22 protein-coding genes are annotated in these 24,432 nt (G+C 47.1%); 17 read left to right on the top strand and 5 right to left on the bottom strand.

All coding sequences use genetic code 11. The features are described 5' to 3' along the window. The first annotated feature begins 73 nt into the window (after positions 1–73). The 7 genes from ACUYLD_RS20855 to ACUYLD_RS20825 all read left to right on the top strand — a co-directional run bounded on the left by ACUYLD_RS20855 (position 74) and on the right by ACUYLD_RS20825 (position 9,214). The gene (locus ACUYLD_RS20855; protein ID WP_250261485.1) at positions 74–2,143 is read left to right on the top strand and encodes a bifunctional aldolase/short-chain dehydrogenase; all 2,070 of its coding nucleotides are present in this window, start codon (positions 74–76) and stop codon (positions 2,141–2,143) included. A gap of 338 nt (positions 2,144–2,481) precedes the next feature. Next, the gene (gene rhaI / locus ACUYLD_RS20850) at positions 2,482–3,702 is read left to right on the top strand and encodes an L-rhamnose isomerase (RefSeq protein ID WP_446675904.1); all 1,221 of its coding nucleotides are present in this window, start codon (positions 2,482–2,484) and stop codon (positions 3,700–3,702) included. Next, positions 3,699–5,174 carry a rhamnulokinase gene (gene rhaB / locus ACUYLD_RS20845; protein ID WP_446675903.1) on the top strand — a complete coding sequence of 492 codons (1,476 nt, stop codon included), beginning with the start codon at positions 3,699–3,701 and terminating at the stop codon, positions 5,172–5,174. The genes rhaI and rhaB overlap by 4 nt, the downstream gene beginning before the upstream one ends. A 20-nt stretch (positions 5,175–5,194) precedes the next feature. Then, positions 5,195–5,953, top strand: a complete 759-nt coding sequence (locus tag ACUYLD_RS20840) for a DeoR/GlpR family DNA-binding transcription regulator (protein ID WP_069291831.1) — start codon at positions 5,195–5,197, stop codon at positions 5,951–5,953. Between the two features lie 267 nt (positions 5,954–6,220). Then, entirely contained in the window at positions 6,221–6,949 is a 729-nt protein-coding gene (locus ACUYLD_RS20835) for a (Fe-S)-binding protein (protein ID WP_446675902.1), read from the top strand. Beyond that, positions 6,946–8,475, top strand: a complete 1,530-nt coding sequence (locus ACUYLD_RS20830; RefSeq protein ID WP_446675901.1) for a LutB/LldF family L-lactate oxidation iron-sulfur protein — start codon at positions 6,946–6,948, stop codon at positions 8,473–8,475. Before ACUYLD_RS20835 ends, ACUYLD_RS20830 begins: the two co-directional genes overlap by 4 nt. Beyond that, complete coding sequence (locus ACUYLD_RS20825) at positions 8,459–9,214, top strand: LutC/YkgG family protein (protein ID WP_446675900.1); 756 nt, start codon at positions 8,459–8,461, stop codon at positions 9,212–9,214. The genes ACUYLD_RS20830 and ACUYLD_RS20825 overlap by 17 nt, the downstream gene beginning before the upstream one ends. Positions 9,215–9,226: 12 nt before the next feature. Here ACUYLD_RS20825 and ACUYLD_RS20820 read toward each other — a convergent pair whose 3' ends face one another. The 4 genes from ACUYLD_RS20820 to ACUYLD_RS20805 form a co-directional block, all read right to left on the bottom strand. After that, on the bottom strand, positions 9,227–10,333 hold the full coding sequence (locus ACUYLD_RS20820) for a sensor histidine kinase (protein ID WP_446675899.1): 1,107 nt from the start codon (positions 10,331–10,333) through the stop codon (positions 9,227–9,229). 15 nt (positions 10,334–10,348) lie between these two features. Further along, complete coding sequence (locus tag ACUYLD_RS20815) at positions 10,349–11,050, bottom strand: response regulator transcription factor (protein ID WP_250261478.1); 702 nt, start codon at positions 11,048–11,050, stop codon at positions 10,349–10,351. A gap of 110 nt (positions 11,051–11,160) precedes the next feature. Continuing rightward, a complete protein-coding gene (locus tag ACUYLD_RS20810; RefSeq protein ID WP_446675898.1) occupies positions 11,161–12,351 on the bottom strand; it encodes an acyltransferase in 1,191 nt (396 codons plus the stop codon). Between the two features lie 320 nt (positions 12,352–12,671). Beyond that, positions 12,672–13,097, bottom strand: coding sequence for a CHRD domain-containing protein (locus ACUYLD_RS20805; protein WP_023988435.1), 426 nt, complete (start codon positions 13,095–13,097; stop codon positions 12,672–12,674). Positions 13,098–13,265: 168 nt separating this feature from the next. On the opposite strand from ACUYLD_RS20805, the gene ACUYLD_RS20800 reads away from it, so the two are divergent. From ACUYLD_RS20800 to ACUYLD_RS20790, 3 genes are all read left to right on the top strand, one after another. Then, on the top strand, positions 13,266–13,688 hold the full coding sequence (locus ACUYLD_RS20800) for a hypothetical protein (protein WP_446675897.1): 423 nt from the start codon (positions 13,266–13,268) through the stop codon (positions 13,686–13,688). Between the two features lie 230 nt (positions 13,689–13,918). Further along, positions 13,919–15,079, top strand: a complete 1,161-nt coding sequence (locus ACUYLD_RS20795) for a rhamnogalacturonan acetylesterase (RefSeq protein WP_446675896.1) — start codon at positions 13,919–13,921, stop codon at positions 15,077–15,079. Positions 15,080–15,194: 115 nt separating this feature from the next. Next, on the top strand, positions 15,195–15,518 hold the full coding sequence (locus ACUYLD_RS20790) for an MGMT family protein (protein WP_446675895.1): 324 nt from the start codon (positions 15,195–15,197) through the stop codon (positions 15,516–15,518). 155 nt (positions 15,519–15,673) lie between these two features. On the opposite strand, the gene ACUYLD_RS20785 is transcribed toward ACUYLD_RS20790, so the two are convergent. Continuing rightward, positions 15,674–15,862, bottom strand: coding sequence for a hypothetical protein (locus tag ACUYLD_RS20785; protein ID WP_013370989.1), 189 nt, complete (start codon positions 15,860–15,862; stop codon positions 15,674–15,676). A 318-nt stretch (positions 15,863–16,180) separates the two neighbouring features. Between ACUYLD_RS20785 and ACUYLD_RS20780 the strand changes: the two genes are divergently transcribed. The 7 genes from ACUYLD_RS20780 (at position 16,181) to glpX (ending at position 23,545) form a co-directional block, all read left to right on the top strand. Next, on the top strand, positions 16,181–17,344 hold the full coding sequence (locus ACUYLD_RS20780; RefSeq protein WP_069291842.1) for a TolC family protein: 1,164 nt from the start codon (positions 16,181–16,183) through the stop codon (positions 17,342–17,344). 13 nt (positions 17,345–17,357) lie between these two features. Further along, a complete protein-coding gene (locus ACUYLD_RS20775; RefSeq protein WP_446675894.1) occupies positions 17,358–18,818 on the top strand; it encodes an efflux RND transporter periplasmic adaptor subunit in 1,461 nt (486 codons plus the stop codon). Between the two features lie 6 nt (positions 18,819–18,824). Next, positions 18,825–19,544 carry an ABC transporter ATP-binding protein gene (locus tag ACUYLD_RS20770; RefSeq protein ID WP_061832084.1) on the top strand — a complete coding sequence of 240 codons (720 nt, stop codon included), beginning with the start codon at positions 18,825–18,827 and terminating at the stop codon, positions 19,542–19,544. Then, positions 19,541–20,752, top strand: coding sequence for an ABC transporter permease (locus ACUYLD_RS20765; protein ID WP_061832083.1), 1,212 nt, complete (start codon positions 19,541–19,543; stop codon positions 20,750–20,752). The genes ACUYLD_RS20770 and ACUYLD_RS20765 overlap by 4 nt, the downstream gene beginning before the upstream one ends. 236 nt (positions 20,753–20,988) lie before the next feature. Then, positions 20,989–21,603 (top strand): helix-turn-helix transcriptional regulator, encoded by a 615-nt coding sequence (locus ACUYLD_RS20760; protein WP_223822107.1) that lies wholly within the window; start codon positions 20,989–20,991, stop codon positions 21,601–21,603. A 13-nt stretch (positions 21,604–21,616) separates the two neighbouring features. After that, complete coding sequence (locus tag ACUYLD_RS20755) at positions 21,617–22,420, top strand: pyruvate, water dikinase regulatory protein (RefSeq protein ID WP_061832082.1); 804 nt, start codon at positions 21,617–21,619, stop codon at positions 22,418–22,420. A 147-nt stretch (positions 22,421–22,567) separates the two neighbouring features. After that, positions 22,568–23,545 carry a class II fructose-bisphosphatase gene (gene glpX, locus ACUYLD_RS20750; RefSeq protein WP_013310165.1) on the top strand — a complete coding sequence of 326 codons (978 nt, stop codon included), beginning with the start codon at positions 22,568–22,570 and terminating at the stop codon, positions 23,543–23,545. Positions 23,546–24,432 lie beyond the last annotated feature (887 nt).

Genomic DNA, 24,432 nt, shown 5'->3' with positions numbered 1-24,432 from the left:
TCTCCATAAACAAAGAAAAACCACTGTAATAAAGCCTTTCAAAACTAAAACTGAACTTGGAGGTCTTTTTCCTATGGTACAAAGTCTGTGGATTTCTTCACAAGCATCTGAGCAGAAAAGCACGCTGGAAGAGCTCGTATACCGTTCTAACCTGATTGGCACAGATAGGAGTGTGTGCAACTGGGGAGGCGGTAACACTTCGGCCAAAACGATGATACAAGATTTTCGTGGGCGTGAAGTAGAAGTGATGTACGTTAAGGGCAGCGGTTCCGATCTCGCAACAATGAAAGCGCATAACTTCACCGGGCTTCGTATGGAGGATATTCGTCCTTTATTTGAAAGGGAAGATATGTCTGACGAGGATATGGTCGCATATTTGGCGAACTGTATGATAGATGCCAAGCATCCACGGGCTTCAATTGAGACGCTATTGCATGCTTTTCTGCCTTTTACACATGTCGATCATACACACCCAGACGCGATTATTAGCTTGTGTTGTGCGCACAACGGTAAGGAAATGGCTAAGGAAATCTTCGGTGACCGTTTTGTATGGGTGCCTTATATCCGTCCTGGCTTTAAGCTGTCGAAAATGATTGCCCAAGGTGTAATCGATCATCCACAAGCTGAATTGGTATTGATGGAAAAGCATGGTCTGGTTACGTGGGGAGACACATCCGAAGCGGCTTATGCCAAAACAATCCAAATCATTCAAGAAGCAGAAAGCTATATTAAAGCTCGTCAAGAGGAAAAGCAGGCGTTTGGAGGCGTAAAATATAAAGCGCTTACTTATGAAGAGCGCCGAAGCATTGCTTCCCAAGTTATGCCATCCGTCCGGGGTGCAGTCAGTGATGAGAAAAAGATGATCCTCACCTTTGATGACGCGGAGGATGTGTTGGAGTTTGTGAACGGCCGAGATTCTGCTGTTTTATCCCAGGTTGGGGCAGCATGCCCGGATCATCTGGTTCATACCAAGATGAAGCCACTCTATGTAGATTGGACACCGAATGTGGAGGACGTAGAGGGCTTGAAAGTTAAGCTCGCTGAGGGTATAGCAGCCTATAAGGAACAGTATCAAGCTTATTTCGAGCGCAATCGGCATGAGGGAGATGTTATGTTTGAGGCTGCGCCACGTGTAATTTTGATTCCGGGTATTGGTATGATCAACACAGGAAAAAGCTGGAGCAACGCGCAGGTAAGCGGCGCCTTGTATCATCGTGCTATTGCTGTCATGCGAGGAGCAACGGCGTTAGGAGAGTTTGTTTCACTCAGCGAGAACGAGTCATACAACGTGGAATACTGGCCGCTGGAGCTTTATAAGCTGTCACTCGCACCAGCAGAAGCTGAATTTTCCCGTAAAATTGCGTTCATTACAGGCGGTGCAGGCGGGATTGGCAGTGCAACCGCACGTCGCTTGGTGGATGAAGGTGCACATGTCGTACTGGCAGATCTGAATCTGGAAGGCGCGCAAAAGGTAGCCGCAGAGATAAATAGCAGCTACGGAGAAAACCGTGCCATCGCCGTAAAAATGGATGTGACGCAGGAGGAGCAGATTCAGGCTGCCTATGCAGAAACGGCATTGACCTATGGCGGTGTAGATATCATCGTCAACAATGCAGGCCTTGCTACATCCAGTCCGTTCGATGAAACATCGTTAAAGGAATGGAATTTAAATGTGAATGTGCTGGGAACGGGTTATTTTCTGGTTGCACGAGAAGCGTTCAAGCTCATGAAGGAGCAGACACTTGGCGGTAGCATGGTGTTCGTCGGTTCCAAAAACTCGGTCTACGCAGGTAAAAATGTAACGGCCTATAGCTCGGTCAAGGCGCTGGAAGCACATTTAGCCCGTTGTATTGCCGCAGAAGGCGGTGAATATGGCATCCGTGTGAACACCATTTTGCCGGATGCCATTCTGCAAGGCTCGGCAATTTGGAACTCCAATTGGCGCAACGAGCGCGCTGCCGCCTACGGCATCGAGCCCGACCAGCTGGAGGAGCATTACCGCAAACGGACGACGCTGTTGGTCAACATTTATCCGCAGGATATCGCTGAGGGCATTGCCTTTTTCGCCTCATCCAAGGCAGAGAAAACGACAGGCTGTATGCTGACCATCGACGGTGGCGTCCCCGCAGCCTTTACACGCTAGCCGAATTAAAATGAACCTATGTAAGCCACATGACGATAGTTTCGAAGGGTTGTAAAACACTTTGGAAAACACGTAAATAAGCAATGTAACGTATTTACGTGTTCTCATCCTTTATATACACACTAACACTTTAAAAATAGAAGTGACTTTATGGGTGGTCAGCAGCGGAGCGGGCGGAATTGTTCTGAAGAAACGAAATGTTCGCCTTTGCAACGGGATTTTAACCTTATCATGTGTTATAAAATGAAAAATCCCGTTGCAACAGCGATCGGAAGAACAATCCGCACGCGAAGCGGCCTCCCCCCGTAACTCACTTTATTTTCCAAGGAGGAACCACGATGAGTGACAAAGCGTACGCCTTATTCGAGGAGCAGCAGCAACAACGAGGCATTGACTTGGAGCAAGTAAAGTCAAAATTGAAAGCGCTTAGTATAGAAACACCATCCTGGGGATATGGCGACTCAGGTACACGGTTTAAAGTCTTTCAGAAAACAGGCGTCCCGCGTGATCCGTTCGAAAAATTGGAGGATGCAACGCAGGTTCATGCTGTGACAGGCTTATGTCCATCCGTTGCGATCCACATTCCGTGGGATACAGTGGACAATTACGGCAAGCTTCGCAGTCATGCCGAAAGCCTCGGTTTGCGGATTGGGGCCGTGAATCCCAATTTGTTTCAAGATGAGGACTACATGCTCGGCAGTGTCACCAATGTAGACCCGGCCATCCGCCGTAAGGCCATCAACCATTTGCTGGAATGCGTGGATATTGCGAAGGAAACGGGCTCTAACGATTTTAGCTTATGGTTCGCAGACGGAACGAATTATCCCGGTCAGGGGGATATTCGCAAACGGAAAAATTGGATGCTGGAAGCGCTCAGTGAAATGTATAAGGCGCTCACACCTGACATGCGCATGCTGATTGAATACAAGGCGTTCGAGCCAGCCTTTTATCATACGGATATTGCCGATTGGGGCATGGCGTACAATTACGCAACCAAGCTGGGGCCGCAGGCACAGGTGCTGGTGGATACAGGGCATCATCTGCCGGGAGCCAACGTGGAGCATATTGTCGCGTTTCTAATTGATGAGCAGCGACTAGGTGGGTTCCATTTTAATAGCTATAAATATGCAGATGATGATCTGATTGTAGGTTCTACCAATCCGTATGAGTTATTTCTAATCTTTTATCAAATTTTAAATGCCGCTCAGGATGTAGAAGCTGATATCCGCCAAACCGTGGACAAAATCGCATACTTGATTGATCAGTCGCACAATATTGAATCCAAAATCCCGGCCATGATTCGCTCCGTGTTGAATGTACAGACTCAATATGCAAAGGCACTCTTGATTAATCATGCAGAGGTGGAAGATGCAGCAAACCGCCAGGATGTGCTGGGTGCAGAGGATGCTGTACGCCAGGCGTTTGAGTTTGATGTGGCACCATTGCTCAGAGCGATCCGTGAAGAGCAGGGATTACCTACAGACCCGATGAAAGCCTACTTGGCATCTAATTATGGCACGCAGATTTTACAAAGAGGCAAGGGTGGTGCAAGCTGGTGAGTATCCTCGCTTATGATTTGGGGGCAAGCAGTGGCAGGGTTCTACTCGGAGAATTGACAGATTCACGTATCGTGGTGGAGGAAATCCATCGCTTTTCGAATGATCCGGTCAAAGTTGGGGAACGTCTGCACTGGGATCTGTTGCGTCTGTATCACGAGGTTCAGCAAGGTTTGCTCAAAGCCAGACATATGGGAGTGAATCCGTCCAGTCTTGCGATTGACTCTTGGGCGGTCGATTTTGGATTGATTGGGGAAACCGGAGAACTGCTAGGCAACCCTTATCATTATCGGGATTGGCACACCCAGGGGGTGATGGAAGAAATACAGGGAAGGCTAGGGAAAGAGTCCATTTTTCAGCGTACAGGCATTCAATTTTTGACGTTTAACACGATTTATCAGCTGGCTGCTATGCGAAATGCCAGTTCACCGTTGCTGGAGCAGGCAAAGCATTTCTTGATGATTCCAGATCTGCTGCGGTATTTTCTGACAGGTGAAATGTACAATGAGTTTTCGAATGCGACCAGCACGCAATTATATAATCCGTTGCAGCAAAAATGGGATGAAGAGCTTTTGTCTGGAATCGATATCCCCCGTTCCTGGTTTGGAGATGTACTGGAGCCAGGAAATGTTGCAGGGACTATCCGCTCGTCGGTCATGACCGATCTGGGCATTGGAGCGGTTCCTGTGATTGCAGTAGCAGAGCACGATACAGGATCGGCTGTGGCTGCCGTACCTGCGCTGGAGCGCTCGTTTGTGTACTTGAGCTGCGGAACATGGTCCCTGATGGGAACGGAAACGGCACAGCCTGTAATCAATGACGATACGCTTCGTTTTAATTTTACGAACGAAGGTGGAGTCGGTCGAACTTACAGACTGCTTAAAAATATCATGGGATTGTGGATTTTACAGGAGGCGCGTAGAGAGTGGGAGCGGCAGGGAAGCTCCTATTCCTTCCCTGAACTGGTTCATATGGCAGAACAGGCTCCAGCATTCACTTCTTTGATTGATCCGGACGATAAACTGTTTCTGCACGCCGGGGATATGAAAACACGTATCCGTCAATATTGCCGCAACACTGGGCAGCCGTTGCCGGAGACGCCGGGAGAGATTACGCGCTGTATTTTGGAGAGTCTGGCGTTAAAGTATCGTTACATTTTGGAGCTTACGGAACGGGTGTCAGGACAACGGTTTAATGGTTTGCATATGGTCGGAGGAGGGATTCAAAATCACTTGCTGTGCCAATGGACGGCCAATTCAATTCAAAAACCCGTGTGGGCTGGACCCGCAGAAGCGAGCGCAATCGGCAATCTTGCGGTACAATGGATGACACAGGGAAAGTTCGCCGATATATGGGAAGCACGCCGGGTCATCGCAGATTCTATTTCCGTGGAGGAATATGAACCTGCCGAGTCAGAAGTGTGGGAGGATGCCTACGGGCAATTCCGGCGAGTGGCGGGACTTTTTGTACATTAAAGATGTGGAGTGAGATTGCCATGCTGGTCGCAGAAAGATATGAGATGATTGTGCAGCTCGTTAATGAAAAAGGAAGCATACGGGTGTCCGAATTGAGTGAGTTGTGCAAAGTAACGGAGGAAACGATCCGCCGTGATCTGGACCGCCTGGAGCAGGCGGGACGACTGCGCCGTTCGCATGGGGGAGCGGTCAGTGTCAAAAACGAGCAACCTGAAACGCCCTATACGGTACGGGAAATTATGAACGCAGAGGAAAAGCGTAGGATTGCCGAAGAAGCGGTCAAGCAGATTCAGCCGAATGATCGTATTTTGCTGGATGCTAGCACAACCGCCTGGTATATGGCGTCAAGCTTACCGGATATTCCTTTGACAATATTAACAAATTCGATTCGGGTAGCTACAGAGCTGGCGGGTAAGGAAAAAATCGAGGTCATTTCGACGGGGGGGCAGTTGCTTCAACGCTCGTTGTCATATGTAGGCCCGCTCGCAGAGCGTTCACTAGAAACCTATTATGTGGATAAATTGTTTTTCTCCAGCCAAGGGGTTCATCTGGATCGCGGTATTAGCGAATCGAATGAACTGCAAGCTCGTTTGAAGCAGAAAATGGTCAGCATTGCAGACCGTGTGATTTTACTGGCGGATGCGAGCAAATTTGGGCAGCAGGCGTTTACGCATGTCGTGAACCTGTCGCAAGTGTCCGAGATCATTACAGATTCACGGTTGTCGGACCCGATTCGCAGTCAACTGGCGGAGCTGGCTATTCCAGTTACGGTTGTATAAAGCGGGGAGTTTCCAAGGTGAAGGCCGCTTTGGGTTTCATTTGATCTTACGATCGCTTTTGCAAGGGGATTCTCTGATAATATAAAAAAGTTATAAGTGAGAATCCCGCTGCAAGCTTCTAAATTATCACTTCCCCAGATTTTTAGCATTGAGTAAAAAATCTGGGGGCAACAGCGATGGAAGCAACATCCGACTGCGCAGTGGCACCAAAGGTAACTTTTCAGTTATAAAGTAATAGCAATTCCATAGACGGAAGGGGTGTTCCGTATGAAGGTATCTTTATTTATTACCTGTCTGAGTGATGCGATTTATCCCAAGGTGGGGGAAGCTATGGCACGCTTGCTTGCCAGATATAGTGTTCAGCTGGATTTTCCGAAGGTGCAGACATGCTGCGGACAGCCGTCCTATAACAGCGGGTATTGGGATGAAACGAGGGCTGCGGCCAAAACGATTTTGAAAGCGTTTAACGACAGCGATTTTGTCGTATCCCCCTCCGGTTCCTGCACATATATGATTCATCATTACCCGGAGTTGTTTAAGGATGAGCCCGAATGGCTCGATTCGGCACGGAGGCTTGAGCAAAAGACGTACGAGTTTACGCAATTTATGGTGCAAGTGCTTGGCGTGACCGATGTGGGCGCGTCTTTTCCGCATAAGGTAACCTACCATCCGTCTTGCCATGGCACACGTTTGCTCGGCGTGAAGGAGGAACCGATGAAGCTGCTTGGCAGTGTAAAGGGGCTGCAATTAGTACCACTTCCCTTTGCTGAGGACTGCTGTGGCTTTGGCGGGACTTTCGCGGTGAAAATGCCGGATATTTCGGGAGCGATGGTGACTGAAAAAGTGGACCACATCAGGGAGACCGAAGCCGAGGTACTGGTCGGACTGGATATGGCCTGCTTGATGAACATTGCCGGAAATCTTCGGTATCGGGAAGAACCGGTTCGGGTGATGCATCTGGCTGAGCTGCTGTACGAAGGGGTGAAGCACGCATGACCGCCGTACATTCACATTCCATGAACCAAAAGGTTAAGAAACGCGCAGAGCTGGCTCTCAATGATGATTTTCTGCGGAATGCAGTTCGTTTCACTACAGAGCGGCTGCGCAACGGTAAGCGGGTGGCCTCAGAGCAGCACGGAAATTGGGAGGAATGGCGTGAGCGCGGGCGCCAAATTCGTCTTCATACCATTGCCCATCTGGACTATTACTTAAATCTATTTGTAGAAAATGCCCGCGCCAACGGGGTGCATATCCATTTTGCCGACACAGCAGCCGATGCCGTACGTATTACACTGGATATTGCTGCGCATAGCCAAGCTCGTTCCGTCGTCAAATCCAAGTCGATGGTGTCGGAGGAGTTACATTTGAATCAGGCGCTAGAGGGTGCGGATATCGAGACGATTGAAAGTGACCTCGGTGAATATATTATTCAACTGGCAGGAGAGCCCCCGTCTCATATCGTCATTCCGGCGATTCACAAAAACCGCTATCAGATTGCCGAGCTGCTGTCCAAAGAAGCAGGGGAGAAACTGTCCGCGGATACGACGATTTTGGCGGGCTTTGTCCGCAAAAAGCTGCGTGAGAAGTTTCTAGAAGCGGATATTGGCATGACCGGGTGTAATTTTGCCATCGCCGAGACAGGCTCTATGGTCCTGTTTGAAAATGAAGGCAACGCACGAATGGTATCCACTTTGCCCAAAACGCAAATTACGTTGATGGGCATGGAACGGATTATTCCATCCTGGACGGATTTGGAGGTCATGGCTACATTACTGCCACGATCCGCTACCGGACAGAAGCTGACCATGTACATGTCTGGTATTTCAGGCCCCCGGCGTAGCCAGGATGCCGATGGGCCTGACGAAATGCACATCATCATCGTAGATAACGGACGTTCACTACAGCTAGGCAATCCCGAGTTTCAAGAGCTGTTGAATTGCATTCGCTGCGGGGCTTGCCTGAATGCCTGTCCGGTGTACCGACACATTGGCGGGCACGCGTATGGCGGGACATATAGTGGCCCTATCGGTGCAGTGCTTACGCCTGCCCTTCATGGCAACATCGAAGAGTGGAACGATATTGCGAGTGCGTCCAGTCTGTGTGGTGCGTGTTATGAAGCCTGTCCGGTCAAAATACCGCTGCATGATATGCTGGTATATTTGCGTAGACGTAAGGTGGAGGCGGGACAAGGAGATAAGCTGGAAACGGCAGGAATGAAAGGTTTTGCGACCGTGGTTTCCAGCTCGAAGCGATTCGCAGCGGCGATTCGGCTAGGGCAGATTGCACAGAAAGCAGTCGTCCGTAAGGGCGAAATTACCCTTAAGCTGGGCCCGCTAAAGGGATGGAATACGTACCGCGTAGCTCCCTCTCTGGCGAAAAAATCCTTTCGTCAGCAATGGAACACGCTGGAGCATAAACTGGAGCAGGAACGCAACGTGATACAGCCGGATGTTCTCAGCCGAATGGAGAAGATTTTGGCAGATAGAAGTAAAGGAGGGACGCAGCATGAGGGAACAGAGTAATCCTTCTGCGCAAGCAAAAGCGGCCCATGAAGCGTGGCTTCAGCAAATGGAAGCAGAATCGCGTGCTAAGCAGGTATGCTTTATGGACGACATCGCGACGCGGCTCAAGCGTCCACGACAGACGGAGCCGCCAGTTCAGCCGTTTCGCGGAGCACCTGCATTTTGGCACGAATTCGAATGGAGCGCGGAGCAGCGCATCGAGGAGTTCACCGCCAACTTTACAAGTGTTGGCGGGCATGTCGTGCGTCTGCCGGATTTGGAGCAGACCGCAGACTGGATCGCGCTCAAAGCGCGAGAGCTGGGAGCGGCCTATATCGTCCGGCAGAATGAGCCGGATCTGGATGCGCTCCAGCTGGAATCGGCGCTGCCGGAAGTCCGTTTATCGGTGTGGAACACCGATCCAGTCGAGGACTGGAAGGCCCGCGCTGCCGAGGCGGATATCGGCATCGTCATCGCCGACGAAGCGGCTGCTTACACCGGTTCGGTAGCGGTGCTATCCTCGCCGAAGAAAGGCCGTGCGGTAAGCCTTTTGCCAACCGCACTGATTATTCTTCTGCCCGTAGAGCGCTTGCGAACACGACTGGGCGAGATTCTAAGTCGCTTTGACGAAGTCGGGCGTGAGCAACTGCCCGCAGGCATTCATTTTATTACTGGACCGAGCCGCTCGTCGGATATTGAAAATGATTTGACGATTGGCGTGCATGGACCCGGCATCGTCTATACGTTGTTAGTGGGCTAGCGTGTAGACCGCCTAAAGAGCATGATACAGGGGAAAACGGGTTTCAAAATCTGTTTGTCTGCGATTACTCCTAACCGAAATGCGGCCATCGTGCAGCTCAGTAATACTTTTTGTAATCGCAAGGCCCAGTCCGGTGCCCCCAGTTTCCTTGGAACGTGATTTATCCACCCGGTAAAACCGCTCAAACAAGTGCGGGACATCTTCCGCAGGAATTGGGGTGCCGTAGTTGGTGCAGATTACCACCGCCTCGTCGTCTTCGCGTCCTATGGTGATATCGAGGCGTTTGCCGTCTTTTCCGTATCGAATAGCGTTAGAAAACAAATTTTCATACAGGCGTACCAGCTCGTCAGTATCGGCTAGAATCCGAACAGGCTCGACGATTCGGACACGGTAGGACATGTCCGCCTGTTCCAGCGAGGGTACAAATTCCTCAGCAAGCTGAGTGAGCAATTTGCCGAGATCTACAGGCTCCAGCTCCAGTGGCAGACTGCCACCGCTCACACGCGTGTATTCAAACAGCTCGTCGATCAGCTTTTTAAGCGTCAATGACTTTTCATAAGCAATGTTCACATAATAGCGCAGCTCAATTTCATCCCGATAGCGGTCGGTTTCAATATATTCCAAAAAACCGATCACGGATGTTAGCGGGGTACGAAGATCATGAGATACGCCGGTGATCAGGTCGTTTTTGGCTTTGGCGGAAGCCCGTTCTTCTTCCAGTGAGAGACGGAGCTTGTCCGCCATGGTGTTCATATTTTTCGCCAAGGTACCCAGCTCGTCCGCTGAAGAAACAGGAATCGTATAGGCCAGATCTCCATCAGCAAACTCCTGCATCCCCGTCGTAATTTCGCGAAGGTAGCCAATCGTATTTTTGGTAAAAAGGAAAAAGAAATAGATATATGTAGGTAGCCCGCCCACCAGCATGATCAGTGGGGACCCAATGTGATTTACGGTCCAGCGAACCAGACGGGTGCCAAAAAATGAACGGGAAGGGTTCAGCCATAGCAGCAAAGATGCTCCATAATAAAACACCATCAAAATCAGTCCGGTTAGAGCGAAAGCGGCAAGGCTAAGGGCTGCCAGCTTCCATCCCAACGTGTCATATCGTTTTGCCTTCAAGACGTGAATCCTCCATTAATCGAATTTTTCCATTTTGTAGCCGATGCCCCACACCGTTTTCAGGTATTTGGGTTTTCTCGGATCAATCTCAATTTTCTCGCGAATTTTACGCACATGAACCATCAGCGTGTTGTTGGATTCCAGATATTGCTCTTTCCACACTTTTTCATAGATCTGCTCCATGCTCAGTACTTGACCACGATTACGGGCCAACAGCTCGACAATGGCAAATTCGCGCGGGGTCAGCTTAATGGATTCTCCGGCGAGAGTGATCTCATGCGTAGCAGAATTAATGGTGAGTTCGTCCAGTATCATTTCATGCTCCAATGCAGGGGAAGAGTGGGTATATTTCCGTACTCTGCGCAGCTGGGATTTGATGCGTGCCACCAGCTCCAACGGGCTGAACGGCTTAGTGACATAATCATCGGCTCCAACGCTAAGTCCTGTGATTTTGTCCATATCTTGTCCCTTCGCAGACAACATAATAATCGGAAAATGCTCGGTTTCCCTGATCTTCATGCAAGCTTCAACCCCGTCCATATTGGGCATCATCACATCAAGCACCATCACATCTATCGATTCCCGACTGACTTGCTCCAGCGCTTCCAGTCCGTCCCGTGCCATGAGCAGTCGATATCCTTCATTTTCTAAATAAATTTGCATCAGCTTAATAATTTCAGGTTCATCGTCTACTAATAAAATGGTTCCGTTATGCATGGTTGTGCACCCTTTCTGTTCTTTCTAGCAGTAAACAATATGGGCGTATTATATACCTTTTTAAAGATGGAGGCTATGGACACTCATCTCAGTTCGCTTGCTTGGGGTCTTCAGCCTTTGGATAGTGCTGTTTCAGTTGAAGAAATACGGTTGTCTTGCTTGAATTGTCTTTTTTCTATTTCTGGTAGTTGACCGAACAAGATCCAAGCAAATGGCAGGAAACGGGAGATGATCGACACGACGAGCCAAGAGCAAAGAAGTGCAAAGAAAAAACCTCCGGCATACCACACATGAATAAGCTGCGGAGAACCGATATGTGGTGAAAACTGCCGATACAGGAGCAGGAAGAACGGATGAACCAGATACACACCAAAGGACAGTGTGCCTAGACGTTCCAGTTTGCGAGTGACAAAGGAATGTTGCCGTCTGTACATTAAAAAGGAAATCTGTAGTATTACCAGCGTGCTAGACAGGCTGTACATATTATACATAAGTTCAAAAACTAGCGAATTGTACGAGATTCCGTACATTCTATTTTCGTACCACATATAGACATGCATGGTGGCTGAAATCAGCCATAAACCCCAAATTGCGATCCATGTCAGCACGCCGGCAACACTTCGTTCCCCCTTACGCATCAGAAACCACGTTTTCAGCTGTGGGTAGTAGTAACCGAGAGCAGCACCCAGCATGTAGCAGGCTATATAAGACAGTGCCCAACTGCCCTTATTTTGAACCTGAAATAGAAATTTATTTCCAATAACAAATGACCACTGTACCAATAGCCCAAGGACAATAGACCATTGTGGAAGTTGCCGACAACGCTGGAACAGCCACAGTACGAATGGAAATGCGAGATAGAATTGCATCATGATAAAAATATAATATAAATGAGTATAAGCTTTGCCTGTGGCCAGTTTCAGAGCAAAGCTCTTCGCAAGTGTGGCTATATTCCATGGTTCGGAGCTGCCAGCTATAAGGGACAGAATGAAATAAAACAGAGAGAACATGACATAAGGTAAGAGGATGTACAGCAATCTCTGCTTATAAAAGCGGCTCAAGAGCTGTCGTCCCATCGGACGATCCTTGTAGTTGTAGAACAGCACCATGCTGCTAAGCGCGATAAATACGGGGGTTCCATACTTCATCAACACATTGAGGGCATTGTATACAACATATAGGCTGGAATTTGTAAGCTGAATAGTTGCATAAGAAGTGGCATGTACCATTAAGACGGCTAAAATCGCCATGGCTCTGACCAACTGCAATTCGGGAATTTTTTCTTTGGTTTTAGGCTTCATAAGCTTCATTTCCTTTCAGGATTGAACTATATCTTGTTGAACTCTTTCTATTAAAAGATAAAGTTCTTAACAACCTGAAAGGGAACGGCTTAAGAAACGCTTATGAACTTCTTAACTTTTGTTAAGAATTGAGGATTTTGCAAAAATCCCATAAGCGACTTCCAATGAACAAGATATAGATCGAAATGGTTTAGTTCGTCTATATCTTGCACTTTGGAGCGACTGGAATCGAATTTTGCAAAATCCTGAAATTAAAAAGAACTTCCATAGCCTCAAAATGAGTGGCATGGAAGTTCTTTTTTATACTCATGTTCATTTCGTTATTTGCAACGTTTGATAGGTGCGCGTCTAATCTGTCCACGAATGGCACCGTTCGGATGACGGATCGTGTGGACATTGACGTAGGCATTGCCCTCTCTAATTTGGCACACCAAATCATAAATGGTTCTGCCTCTGAGCGGACCGGTAAGATCACATGCACGAAGCACGCCGCTAACGACGCCTCTTCTAACGGTTATCCCAAACTTCGAAGGACCAAACAGTGTAGCAACAACAGGGCCATTTTCACCTCTTCGTCCCAGATGAATATGCGCTTCGGTTACCCGTGAGATATTGCGTACAGTCAGTTCAAAGCTTAATTGTTGGCTCGTTGGACGGTAACGGAATTCGGCTGTTCCTGTCGCATTTGTTCTGACAGGAGGCACTTCATTAGCCCCCCTTAAGGTGGCTCTAAACTTATTAGACATGACATCCCTCCTTTCCCAGTGTTGGTTTAGTGTATTCACAGGGCCAGGGAAAGGGCTGCACATTAGCCTATTCATCAGAAGTTGTGTGTTTTACAAGTTATTCAGTCCAAGCACAAAACAAACTTTTTCATAGTCTATGAGTATCTGGTAGAGAGAGGAGGGGAAACCATGGGAACATTTATTGATGGAAGAACATCCCAAAACGCTTCGACAGCCAACTCTATTGCCATTCCGATCACTCTTTTAAATACGCTTCAATTGTTTGGGCAGATCGGTTTAAACACACTGGGGGCTACAGGTACGCCAAGGGTTCTGCTTAAAGGAACCATATCGCTTCAACTTCCGCTTGCTTTAGTCGGAATAACGATCACTATTGTAAGAGGTACCCTGGTCACTGACCCTGTTGTTTATTCGGCTACGTCTACTTTTAGTTTGAGTTTATTAGCTCCACAGGTTATTGCGTTCTCAGCCGATGACTTTAACCCGCCGATTACACCACAATTGGTTTATACAGCTTTTGTTTCTTCTAACCTGCTGGGTACAGTACGAGTAGGTCCAGAGAGTTTTGACGGAATTTTGGTTGCAGATTAATGCATTAATTTTGATATGACGAAATATGCTTCATAAAGCTTCGCAGTTGTAACTGCGAAGCTTTTTTGTGTACAAGTACAAGTTTCAGCTTAACGAATAAACTACTTTTCTTTTGCATAAGAATTACATAGGCATACCCCTGCAACAATGGGTAGAATTTTATGTATACGCTTACAAAAAACGAAATGTCTTTGCTTCATACAATTAAAAATTTGGAGGAGGAATGAAGAATGAAGTGGAAAAAAGGATTGACTGGTATGCTTTTAGCAGCTTTTTTATGTGGTGCACCAGTTGTAGGCATAGCTACCCCGGCACATGCATCCGCTGGCGAGTACAAGTTTGATTTTGGTGGAGGTACGGTCGAAACGGGTTATACTGGAGTGAGCGCTTCGCTGTCCTATGACTCAGCACGTGGCTATGGCTTTCGTACCCCTGAGAATATGCGTAATGTCAGTGCTTCGGGGACTGGAGTGGCAAGCGATGCGGTACGGTTCCTGGCTACAGGTACGAAAAGCGAGAATACTTTTGACGTTGATCTTCCTCCTGGTTTGTATGAGGTGTCGGTTACTTTAGGAGATACCTCTCGTTCGAGTATTGCGGCTGAAGGGGTGTATCAGGTCATTAATATGACAGGGAATGGGGCCAAGGATCGCTTTCAAATTCCAGTGACAGACGGACAGCTAAATCTGCTGGTTACTGAAGGCAAAGAGGGCGCGGTCTTCACACTCAGTGCATTGGAAATCAAGCAATTATCTAGCAATCTGGTTACGAATCGAACGGTTTATATCGGTGGAGATTCTACGGTTTGTAACTATTATCCGCTAGATAGCAGCGTGCAGGCGGGATGGGGTCAACTGCTGCCAGAGTTTGTGAACACGAATACTTTTCAAATTCGCAATATGGCGTCAGGAGGGCAAATTGCTAGAGGCTTCCACCAGGACGGTCAGTTGGAGGCCATCGTCCAATATATCAAGCCGGGGGATTATTTTATTCTCCAATTGGGCATTAATGACACCAATCCAAAGCATAATGAAAGCGAAGCGGAGTTTAAGGACTGGATGCGGGATATGATCCAGCAGGTTAAGGCTAAGGGGGCGACGGTAATCCTGTCAACTCCGCAAGGACGAGCCACTGACTTTAATGCTAACCATGTACACAACGCAGAAAATAGATGGTATAGAAGCGCTATTTTGGCGCTGGCTCAAGAGGAACAAACGCCTTTAGTCGATCTGAATGTTCTTAGCTCAGCTTATTTCACTTCTATTGGTAAAGACGCTACACTGGCCTTGTATATGAATGGCGATACACTCCATCCAAACTATGAAGGTGCAAGGGAACTGGCCAGATTGGTAGCACAGGATTTAAAAAGGCAGGGTCTGAGCGGATTCTAAATTTAAATGATGGGTTTTCCCCTGCTTCTTGCATTCGTAGGAGCAGGGGTTTTTAGCCTCTGTTCAAGGTGCTATAATTATTGAAAAAGCAATAGTAATACGGAGGAATTAGAACATGCAGCCTTTCACTGCCCGTGTGCTTCAAATTATACTGTTGATCCCTGAGGGAAAAGTAATGACTTACGGTCAAATTGCGGCAGAGGCCGGAAGCCCAAGAGGTGCCAGGCAGGTGGTGCGAATTTTGCATACATTGAGCCAAAAACACCGACTTCCTTGGCATAGAGTAGTCAACCGCTTGGGGGAGATTGCTTTGCAGGAGGATGAGTCCGCATCCCTGCAGCGTCTGTATTTAGAGGAGGAAGGCATACATTTTAATGAAAGCGGGCGTATCCCACTAGGTCAATATCTCTATGATCCTCAGGTGGAGATGGAAGAATAGGAATGGAACAAGCTATGCGGTTTTATATTAGGTTTGATCATCACAAAGATCCGGGACAAATCAATTATCGATTTGTCCCGGATTTTTTTATCTAGCATACGAAGCAGATAACTAGAGGTAATCTGTTATTTATAGCATAAGATTCACTTTTCATTTTATCCGATAAGATGCTGCTGATCCCGTTGGGCAAGGTGAAAAGAAATGCTGTTCATCAGCGGTATATCGTTGTTTTTCCGGGCTTCCCGGATTAGTTGTTTCTTTTTTTGTTCTGATTCACGTAAAAAGCGGGTCATCCACAAATCAGACGGTTCGTTAGTGGTTGTCATGCGAGATTCTTTTATCATCTATTAACCCTCCCAGTGAGCGGCTGTTATTCTTTCTCTAGTATATGTTCCAAACCTTAATAGATGCTGTTGGTTTCCTTAAAATTAGCTGAAAATTAGGTAAAGTTCAGGTAAAAATAGGTTGAATCAATATCTCTTTGGACGAAAAGTAGTATAAAGCGAGTAATCAGGAAGTAAAGGTTACAAAAATGTATTGTTTTGACACCTTGTACCAACATAAACCTGAAAGTACAATTAGAATGCAGAGAGTTCGTGGAAATTTATGTCGAAAAGAATGGAAATGATTCGAAGAACGCACGAAAGGGGAGAGATTCATCTATGAAGCAAAAAGCGGCTGCCGTGCTGCTTGTATTGTCCTTATCATCAGGCTTGGCCTCCACTGTACAGGCTGAGAGTTTATCAGGAAATGTAGCATCAAGTACGTCAGTTAGTCCATCCGCTGGGGCTACATCGAAGACATCATCCGTAACGGGTCAGGCTTTACCTACATTGACACTCAAGCAGGCCGCGGAATGGGCACAGACGAACAGTTACAATACGCGTACCGCCGAACGGGACGTAGAGCGTCGCAGAATGGAACTGAAAAATGCAGAAAAGGATCTGGGGAATTCACCTGTCGATTTTATAGACAATGAGTATGTTGATGATGAAACGTCATGGAAGAATTACAGTTCCTCTACCTTATCCTATCTAGCCAGCAAAAAGCAGGCGCAGTTCGCCAAAGACCAGATTTATTTTAATGTGATGAAAAGCTACCAAAGTGTGTTTGTAGCAGAAAACCAGGTGAAAAATGATCTGGAAGCGCTTGAAATTGCTCAAGCGGAGGAAAAGATTGCACTTGCTAAATTTGCGCGCGGCAAGCTGTCTGAGTATACGAAAAACGAGAGTACACAGGCCAGAAGCCAGGCTCAGCAAACAGTAGAGCAGGGGAAAATTGCGTTGCAAAAATCCAGAGATGCTCTGAACTTCCTTATGGGACAGCCTAATGGAACAGCTTATGAATTGGTTGATCGACCCGTGTACAAGGAACCCAAAAAACTGGATATCGAATTACATATACAACAGCTGACAGACATGAATCCGAATTTATGGAAGCTGGAGGATAGTATCAAAACTTCGGAGCTCAATGTGAGATACTTCGATTTTAACAGCGGCGCAGGTGCTTACGATCTAGCTAAAATGGATGTCGATACAGCCAAAGAGGAGCTCGCCAAAGGTCAAAAGGATTTTGCTGAATCACTCCGCAATTTGTATGCCACGGTTAAGGAAAACCAAAAGAAATACGTACAACTGGAAGAAAGCTTGCGTACGGCAAAAGAGGCATTGGAGTTATCACGCAAAAAGTGGGCCAGAGGTCTAATTATCGAGACGGAGTTGAAAAATAATCAGCTAAAAGTGAACCAGATTGAAAGGCAAATGGAAGAGCTGGCGATCGAGTTGGATCAAAATGAGTATACGTTGAACAAGCCATGGAGCACATAGGGAGGAAACGGCGTTGGCAGAAACGGTTTTAAATGATGCTTTAATCAAGTTACGGAAAAAACGGAGAAAAAAGTGGATATGGACTGCAATTGTTCTACTGGTTGTAGGTGGAGGCGGAGCGGCAGTATATCTGAATCTGCCCAAGGAGCAGGAGGCACCTTTAGTTCAGGATGAGACGCTTAAAGTAGAGCGCGGCGATGTGAGTGAGAAGCTGGACACGTCCGGCACTGTGCAAGCATCCAAGGAAGTGAAGTTAAACTTCACGAGTGCAGGTGATAACAAGCTGGCAGCGGTAAATGTGAAAGCCGGGGACAAGGTGAAAAAAGGACAGGTGCTGGCTCTTCTGGACAGTTCAGAAATTAAAATGCAAATTCAGACTGCGTCTGATACTTTGGAAATATCCAAAGCCAAGCTGGCTGAATTAGAAAAAGGTCCGAAGGCAGAGGATATTGAAATTCAGAAGACAAATGTACTTCGGGCCAAAATGGCTATCGATACAGCGCAAGAATCATTTGAATTGGAAGAAGCCGAAAGTCAGAAGAAAACTTCCCAAAAGCTGTTGGAACAGGCGCGAAAGGCATATGAAGACCAAAAGTTTTTACATGATGCCGGTGCGGTGTCCAACAGTGAATTGGAGCAGGCAGAGCAAGCACTGGATAAAGCACAGACGGACTATGATGGTCTGGATCTGCAGTTCCGCAAAATCATGTCGCAAAAACGTCGCACCATTTCAGAAGCTGAAATCGGATATCGTACGGCAATGGCAGAGCTACGCAAAATTCAGGTTCCGGCTGATGCATCCAATATTCAAGCCTCACGGATAGAGGTTCGAAGACAGGCGACGGAACTGGAGCAGAAGAAAAATGAATTGAACAAGCTTCAGGTCACAGCACCTTGGGACGGAGTGATCTTGAAGGTGAACGGGGATGTGGGGACCAGTCCGACCGCTCCATTCATTGTCATGAATAACTCGGATTCCAACGATCTTAAGGTAGTTGTAAAGGTAAGTCAGACCGACATTGTCAAAGTAAAGAAGGGTCTTTCAGCCGTGTTGACTACCAATGCCTATCCGGGTGAATCTTTTCCAGGGAAGGTGCAATTCGTCTCACCGGAAGCCTCTACGGATGAAGGGATGACGACGTATCTGATGGAACTGTCTGTCCATGATCCGAAAGGCAAGCTCAAAACAGGCATGATTATGAATGTGGCCGTTATTTTGGGAGTACACAAAAATGTACTGTTCGTACCTGCGACTGCGCTGAGATCCGAAGGGGGACAGGATGGCGTGTATGTTGCCGCCAATAACGCTGCGAATTCAGGGGCGCGCACATTCAAGCCCGTAGAACTCGGATTTTACACGCCAGATCGAGTCGAGCTCAAGTCAGGTGTAAAGGAGGGTGACACGCTTATTGTGCCTGCTCCTGAACCTCCGCCGGATCCTTCCGCTATGGGCGGCATGCAGGGAGGCTTTTAAACGGGTATGAGATACGTCATTCAGATTGAGGATTTGAAAAAAGTGTACCAGGTCGGAGATCAGGAAATTCATGCCCTGCGTGAGGTACAACTTGATATTGCTGACGGTGATTTTGTTGCGATCATGGGACCGTCTGGATCAGGCAAGTCCACGATGATGAATGTCATCGGCTGTCTGGATTTACCTACATCGGGACAATTTTATTTGGATGGCTATTCGATATTAGATGCCCGCGAGGATGAACTGGCTATTATACGTAATCAGAAAATCGGATTTGTATTTCAAAAATTTCATTTGCTCCCGCGAGCAACGGCTTTGGAGAATGTGGAACTGCCTATGATCTATGCGGGTATTTCTGCCAAGGAGCGTCGTTTACGGGCAATGGAAGCCCTCACTAGCGTAGGTCTAGGCGATCGGATGAACAATAGGCCGAACGAATTGTCAGGCGGTCAGCAGCAGCGGGTATCCATTGCGCGCGCACTTGTGAACAATCCGGTTATTCTCTTGGCGGATGAACCGACAGGCGCATTGGACTCCAAAACTAGCGTTGAAATCATGGGGATTTTTCAGCGTCTGAATGATCAGGGGAAAACGGTTGTATTGGTTACTCATGATCAGGAGGTTGCGGAATACGCCAAGCGTCTGATTCATTTTCGAGATGGGCGGATTGAAGAGGATCAGCCTGTTGGGAAACGAAGAATGGCGGCAGAGGAAGTGAAGGCATGAAGTTTAAGGAAATTATCCGTGTATCGCTCAACAGTTTGCGAACCAATATGCTGCGATCTTTGCTGACCATGGTGGGCATTATTATCGGAGTGGCCGCTGTGATTATGATTGTAGCCATCGGTAAAGGATCAACGGCTACGATTACATCTCAGATCAACAGTATGGGAAATAATCTGCTGATGATCTATCCTTATGCTCCATATGATGGGTCCAGCTCCATGTCGTTCAGTCAGACGAAAGGAATATCTCTGGAAGATATCGATGCGCTAGAGCAGCAAAAAGCAGTAGCAGAGGTAGCACCAAGTGCCATGACCAATGCAGATATTACGTGGAGCCGCAATAAGGTCAGCGGGCAAATTGAGGGGACTTCGCTGGCATTTGTTCATGTGAGAAAGCTGTCGCTAGCTCAAGGTAGGTCCTTTACCCACTATGAAGTGGATAAACGAATGAATGTGGCTGTGCTTGGGAGTGATGCGGCCCGTAATATTTTTGGTCCGGATGCCTCCAGAGCGGTCGGTGAGACGATCATGATCAAACAGCTTCCTTTTAAGGTGGTTGGTGTGCTGGCAAATTCCAATTCCAATATGAGTAACAGTGGTCAGCAGGTATATGTACCGATTACAACGGGGATGGAACGGCTAGGCAATATGAGTATTCAGCAGGTGAACGCCTCCGCAACAACAGAGGAGAAGATTAGTCAGGCAAGTGCTGAAATTCGGCAGGTGCTACGTGTCAGACATGAGCTAAAGCCATCAGAGGGTGATGATTTTCAGATTATGACCCAGACGGAAATCTTAAAAACAGTGTCCGGGGTTGATCGGATTATGAATATGTTGCTGGCCGGTGTAGCTGCAATTGCGCTTGGCGTTGGTGGTGTCGGCATTATGAATATTATGCTGGTGTCCGTTACGGAACGCACAAGGGAGATCGGGATTCGCAAAGCGATTGGTGCGCAGCGCAGTGATATTATGTTGCAGTTTGTGGCTGAGGCTGTTTTTCTCAGTCTGATGGGTGGACTGGTCGGCGTAATGGTGGGTCTCGGAGGTGCAAAGCTGCTCGAGAAATTCGTCCAAATGCCGATTGTGTATTCGATAGAGCCCGTGCTGTACTCTTTTCTGAGCTGTATGGCAGTCGGGGTGTTGTTCGGAGTATATCCGGCGCGGAAGGCGTCGAAGCTACGTCCGATTGATGCTTTAAGATACGAATAAGGGAGCGGGTACTTCGCCTTACTCGAAAGAGCAGGGTGTAAGTACCCGTTTTTTGTGTGTAATAAGTGTTTTAAATGATGAAAAGACATGAATAAACACTTTAGTTTTATATATATGATGTTTTATATGATTTTTAAGGTTGATTTATTGTTATATATGACGTATTATATTCAATATCAGATCGAAAGAAAAAAGGAGGGACGTTCATCATCGACCTTACGGCAAGACAAGTAGAAATTTTAAACATCGTACAAAAGCATGCTCCGATTACCGGGGATCAGATTGCGGAAATGCTTAATCTCAGCAAGGCGACCATTCGGACCGACTTATCCAAATTGGGCATTCTGAATTACATAGATGCAAAGCCCAAGGTCGGATATTTTGTTGGAAAACGGGGCACGCCAAATCGGGAGGAAAAATTCCGGCTGTTGCAAATGAAGGTCGGCGATCTTCATGGGGTTCCAGTCATCGTCCGAGAAACAACAACGATCCAGGAAGCTGTCGTAGCTCTCTTTTTGGAAAATGTGAGCAATTTGATCGTCACCGATGAAGACGGAGATTTGGCAGGGGTAGCTTCCCGCAAGGATTTGCTCAAGGTAACGTTAGGCAATCCCAATGCAGCAACCATTCCTGTCAGCCTTGTGATGACCCGACAGGCGAATGTTGTCACCGTTTCCCCAGAGGATACGGTATTAGAGGCAGCGCGCAAAATTATTGCCCGTCAAATCGACAGCCTGCCTGTCGTCGTCCCTTCCGACTCCGACAAGCCAGGGGAGCACTGGAAAGTCGTGGGACGCATTACAAAAACGAATATTATTAAAATGTTGCTCGATATGGTAGCAGAGGATTAATGGGAGGAATCAAATGGTTCAGGCGAGCAGTCATTTTATAGCGATCTGTTCAGACTCGATTGGTGAGACGGCAGAAGCTGTCGTACAGGCGACCATGCGCCAATTTGAGTTACCAGACACAGAGATCAAAAGATTTATGAACGTGAGGGATGAAGACGAGCTGAGCCGGGTGATGGAGGAAGTTGCCGAGCGTAAAGGCTTTGTAGCTTATACGCTGGTACAGCCGGAATTGAGAGAGGCGATGAAAGAGGAGGCTGTCCGGCTGAATGTGCGGGCTGTCGACATTATGGGACCGATGATGCAGGCGTTTGCCGATACGTTCCATGACGATCCCAAAGAGAAGCCTGGTCTGCTGCATCGACTGGACGACAACTATTTTCGCCGTGTAGAGGCCTTGGATTTTGCGGTTCAATACGATGATGGCAAAGATGTGAGCGCCATTCTTAAAGCGGATATTGTATTGCTTGGGGTATCCCGTATTTCCAAAACCCCTTTATCCATGTTTCTTGCGCATAAAGGTTATAAAACGGTCAACATACCGGTTGTACCGGAGCTGACACCCCCTGTTCAGTTGAAGGATGTTCAGCGTAGTCGAGTGTTCGGATTAACGATCGAGCCAGAGTTACTGTTAAAAATACGCAGTGAGCGACTAAAGGTTATGGGGCTTCCTAATAATGTGCAGTATGCTACAGCGACGAGGGTGGAAGAGGAAATAGCGTATGCGCAGTCTTTGTTTAAAGAGCTGAATTGTCCGGTTATTGATGTTACAGATAAGGCGATTGAAGAGACGGCAGGTTTGATTATCAGAATGTTATAGAGCCTAGTAGCTGCTCATATAACTAAAAATTAAAATCGTAGGATACAGGAGTTTAATAGATAAATAGAAAGATTGCGGCAAAGCTACCCTAAATAATTCATTTGCTTAAGGGTAACGATTATTTTTAGGAGAGGTGGAGGGATAGGTATGGAGAGTCAAATGGCATTGGAATTCGTTCGGGTAACAGAGGCAGCGGCACTGCAATCAGCACAATGGACAGGGCGTGGAGATAAGAATAGCGCGGACGAGGCGGCTACGGTAGCCATCCGCACTCATTTTAATGCGGTATCCATGGACGGCACGGTCGTCATTGGTGAAGGCGAAATGGATGAGGCTCCCATGCTGTATATCGGAGAAAGAGTAGGCAATCGTAGAGGACCGGCTATGGACATCGCTGTCGATCCACTAGAGGGAACCGAAACAGTAGCAAATGGTTTGAATAACGCTCTGTCGGTCATTGCTGCTGCACCTCGTGGTAGTCTACTCCACGCTCCAGATATGTACATGCAAAAAATGGCCGTTGGCCCGGCATTGGCTGGAAAGCTGTCACTTGAGGACCCCATCCCAACTACATTGTCAAAAGCTGCACGAGTACTCGGTAAATCCTTGTCTGATCTTACCGTGTCCATTCTGGATCGTACACGGCACGCCGGGATCATCAAGCTTCTGCGGGAAAGCGGCGTTCGAATCAAACTGCTTGGCCATGGGGATGTGATGGGCGCGATTGAAACATGCCTGGATAGCGGTGTAGATTTGCATATCGGTTCTGGTGGCGCTCCTGAGGGTGTATTGGCCGCTGCAGCGCTGAAATGCATGGGCGGAGAAATCCAGGGTCGCCTGCTGCCTCATGGTGAAGAAGAGATTGAGCGTTGCAAACGTATGGGCATTACTGACCCCGGTGCCTTGCTTTCCATGGATGATATGGTCGGACGCCAAGGCGTGATGTTTGTGGCTACAGGTGTGACACCTGGAGAGTGGTTGCAGGGGGTTCGTTCTCTTCCCGGTCACAGAGCGGAAACTCATTCAGTTGTAATGCACTCGGAAACAAAAACGATTCGCTTCGTGCGGAGTATTCATCATACAGCTGATTCTTCCGGTACGCTTGCGGTAGCGGCATCCTCTTGAACATTAAAGTCATGGCTTCCTAAATCTGTCCCCACAGTAGGCAAAAGGTTCTTCTTCACCTTGCATCGTCGAGAGGTGAACTCAAAGTAGGAGTTGCGTATGCTGTAAACACAATACGGAGATTAAGTTTATCGTTTAACAAACGAGGAACGATAGTTCAATAAAACAGCGGTATCTAGGACTCGTCTAAAGATACCGCTGTTTTTCATATTTCGGGATCAATCTAACTGTCATAGAGCAGATGAAGTTATCAACTCTTGGAATACGCATCGAGTAACCTCACTTTCATTGAGTGACGTAAGCATTATTTTTGCCATAACTAATTGACAAAGCAAATCCTTATGTAAAATTAGAATAACACAGATTTAAGTAATACTTCCGCCTATTGGAATTATGAATTATTTTGGTGTTTATCTATAGTTGTCTATTAAAAGGAATTAATTGCAAGTAGAATTAATTTGGTATACGTGTTAAATTACTAGTCCAGCCGATAAAACAAGATCAAAGAATTTTAATAAGTTTGAACAAGATGGAAACTTTTACAGGTAGACTTAATTGCTTTAAATTGATATATTGTTAATCCAGCCCGAAAATGATTATTAAAAATCTGGGTTGGATGAATCGCCTGGAATTATTTACAGGTTGAATGAATCAGATGAAAATGTTATACTATTATTCTGGCTCAAACAAAGCCGCATGAAAATTTGATCTTTGAAAACTGAACAACGAGTGAGTATGGATTTTGTTTACAAAATCCAACGCTGAGATTTTGGTACATGCCATTAGGTTGTATGAAATGGAAGCGAAAATGAGATATTTTATCTCGTCAGTTTCAACATGAGCTTATCGCTCTTTCTATAAACCAACTTCGGTTGGTCTTTAATGGA

The sequence above is a fragment of the Paenibacillus sp. SER-28 genome (assembly GCF_052906305.1).
This window is presented reverse-complemented; position numbering and strand designations above follow the sequence as displayed.

Coding starts and splice junctions, on each gene's coding strand:
- ACUYLD_RS20855 (WP_250261485.1), top strand. CDS start 74: ATGGTACAAAGTCTGTGGATTTCTTCACAAGCATCTGAGCAGAAAAGC.
- rhaI (WP_446675904.1), top strand. CDS start 2,482: ATGAGTGACAAAGCGTACGCCTTATTCGAGGAGCAGCAGCAACAACGA.
- ACUYLD_RS20840 (WP_069291831.1), top strand. CDS start 5,195: ATGCTGGTCGCAGAAAGATATGAGATGATTGTGCAGCTCGTTAATGAA.
- ACUYLD_RS20835 (WP_446675902.1), top strand. CDS start 6,221: ATGAAGGTATCTTTATTTATTACCTGTCTGAGTGATGCGATTTATCCC.
- ACUYLD_RS20830 (WP_446675901.1), top strand. CDS start 6,946: ATGACCGCCGTACATTCACATTCCATGAACCAAAAGGTTAAGAAACGC.
- ACUYLD_RS20825 (WP_446675900.1), top strand. CDS start 8,459: ATGAGGGAACAGAGTAATCCTTCTGCGCAAGCAAAAGCGGCCCATGAA.
- ACUYLD_RS20815 (WP_250261478.1), bottom strand. CDS start 11,050: ATGCATAACGGAACCATTTTATTAGTAGACGATGAACCTGAAATTATT.
- ACUYLD_RS20810 (WP_446675898.1), bottom strand. CDS start 12,351: ATGAAGCCTAAAACCAAAGAAAAAATTCCCGAATTGCAGTTGGTCAGA.
- ACUYLD_RS20805 (WP_023988435.1), bottom strand. CDS start 13,097: ATGTCTAATAAGTTTAGAGCCACCTTAAGGGGGGCTAATGAAGTGCCT.
- ACUYLD_RS20800 (WP_446675897.1), top strand. CDS start 13,266: ATGGGAACATTTATTGATGGAAGAACATCCCAAAACGCTTCGACAGCC.
- ACUYLD_RS20795 (WP_446675896.1), top strand. CDS start 13,919: ATGAAGTGGAAAAAAGGATTGACTGGTATGCTTTTAGCAGCTTTTTTA.
- ACUYLD_RS20790 (WP_446675895.1), top strand. CDS start 15,195: ATGCAGCCTTTCACTGCCCGTGTGCTTCAAATTATACTGTTGATCCCT.
- ACUYLD_RS20785 (WP_013370989.1), bottom strand. CDS start 15,862: ATGATAAAAGAATCTCGCATGACAACCACTAACGAACCGTCTGATTTG.
- ACUYLD_RS20780 (WP_069291842.1), top strand. CDS start 16,181: ATGAAGCAAAAAGCGGCTGCCGTGCTGCTTGTATTGTCCTTATCATCA.
- ACUYLD_RS20770 (WP_061832084.1), top strand. CDS start 18,825: ATGAGATACGTCATTCAGATTGAGGATTTGAAAAAAGTGTACCAGGTC.
- ACUYLD_RS20765 (WP_061832083.1), top strand. CDS start 19,541: ATGAAGTTTAAGGAAATTATCCGTGTATCGCTCAACAGTTTGCGAACC.
- ACUYLD_RS20755 (WP_061832082.1), top strand. CDS start 21,617: ATGGTTCAGGCGAGCAGTCATTTTATAGCGATCTGTTCAGACTCGATT.
- glpX (WP_013310165.1), top strand. CDS start 22,568: ATGGAGAGTCAAATGGCATTGGAATTCGTTCGGGTAACAGAGGCAGCG.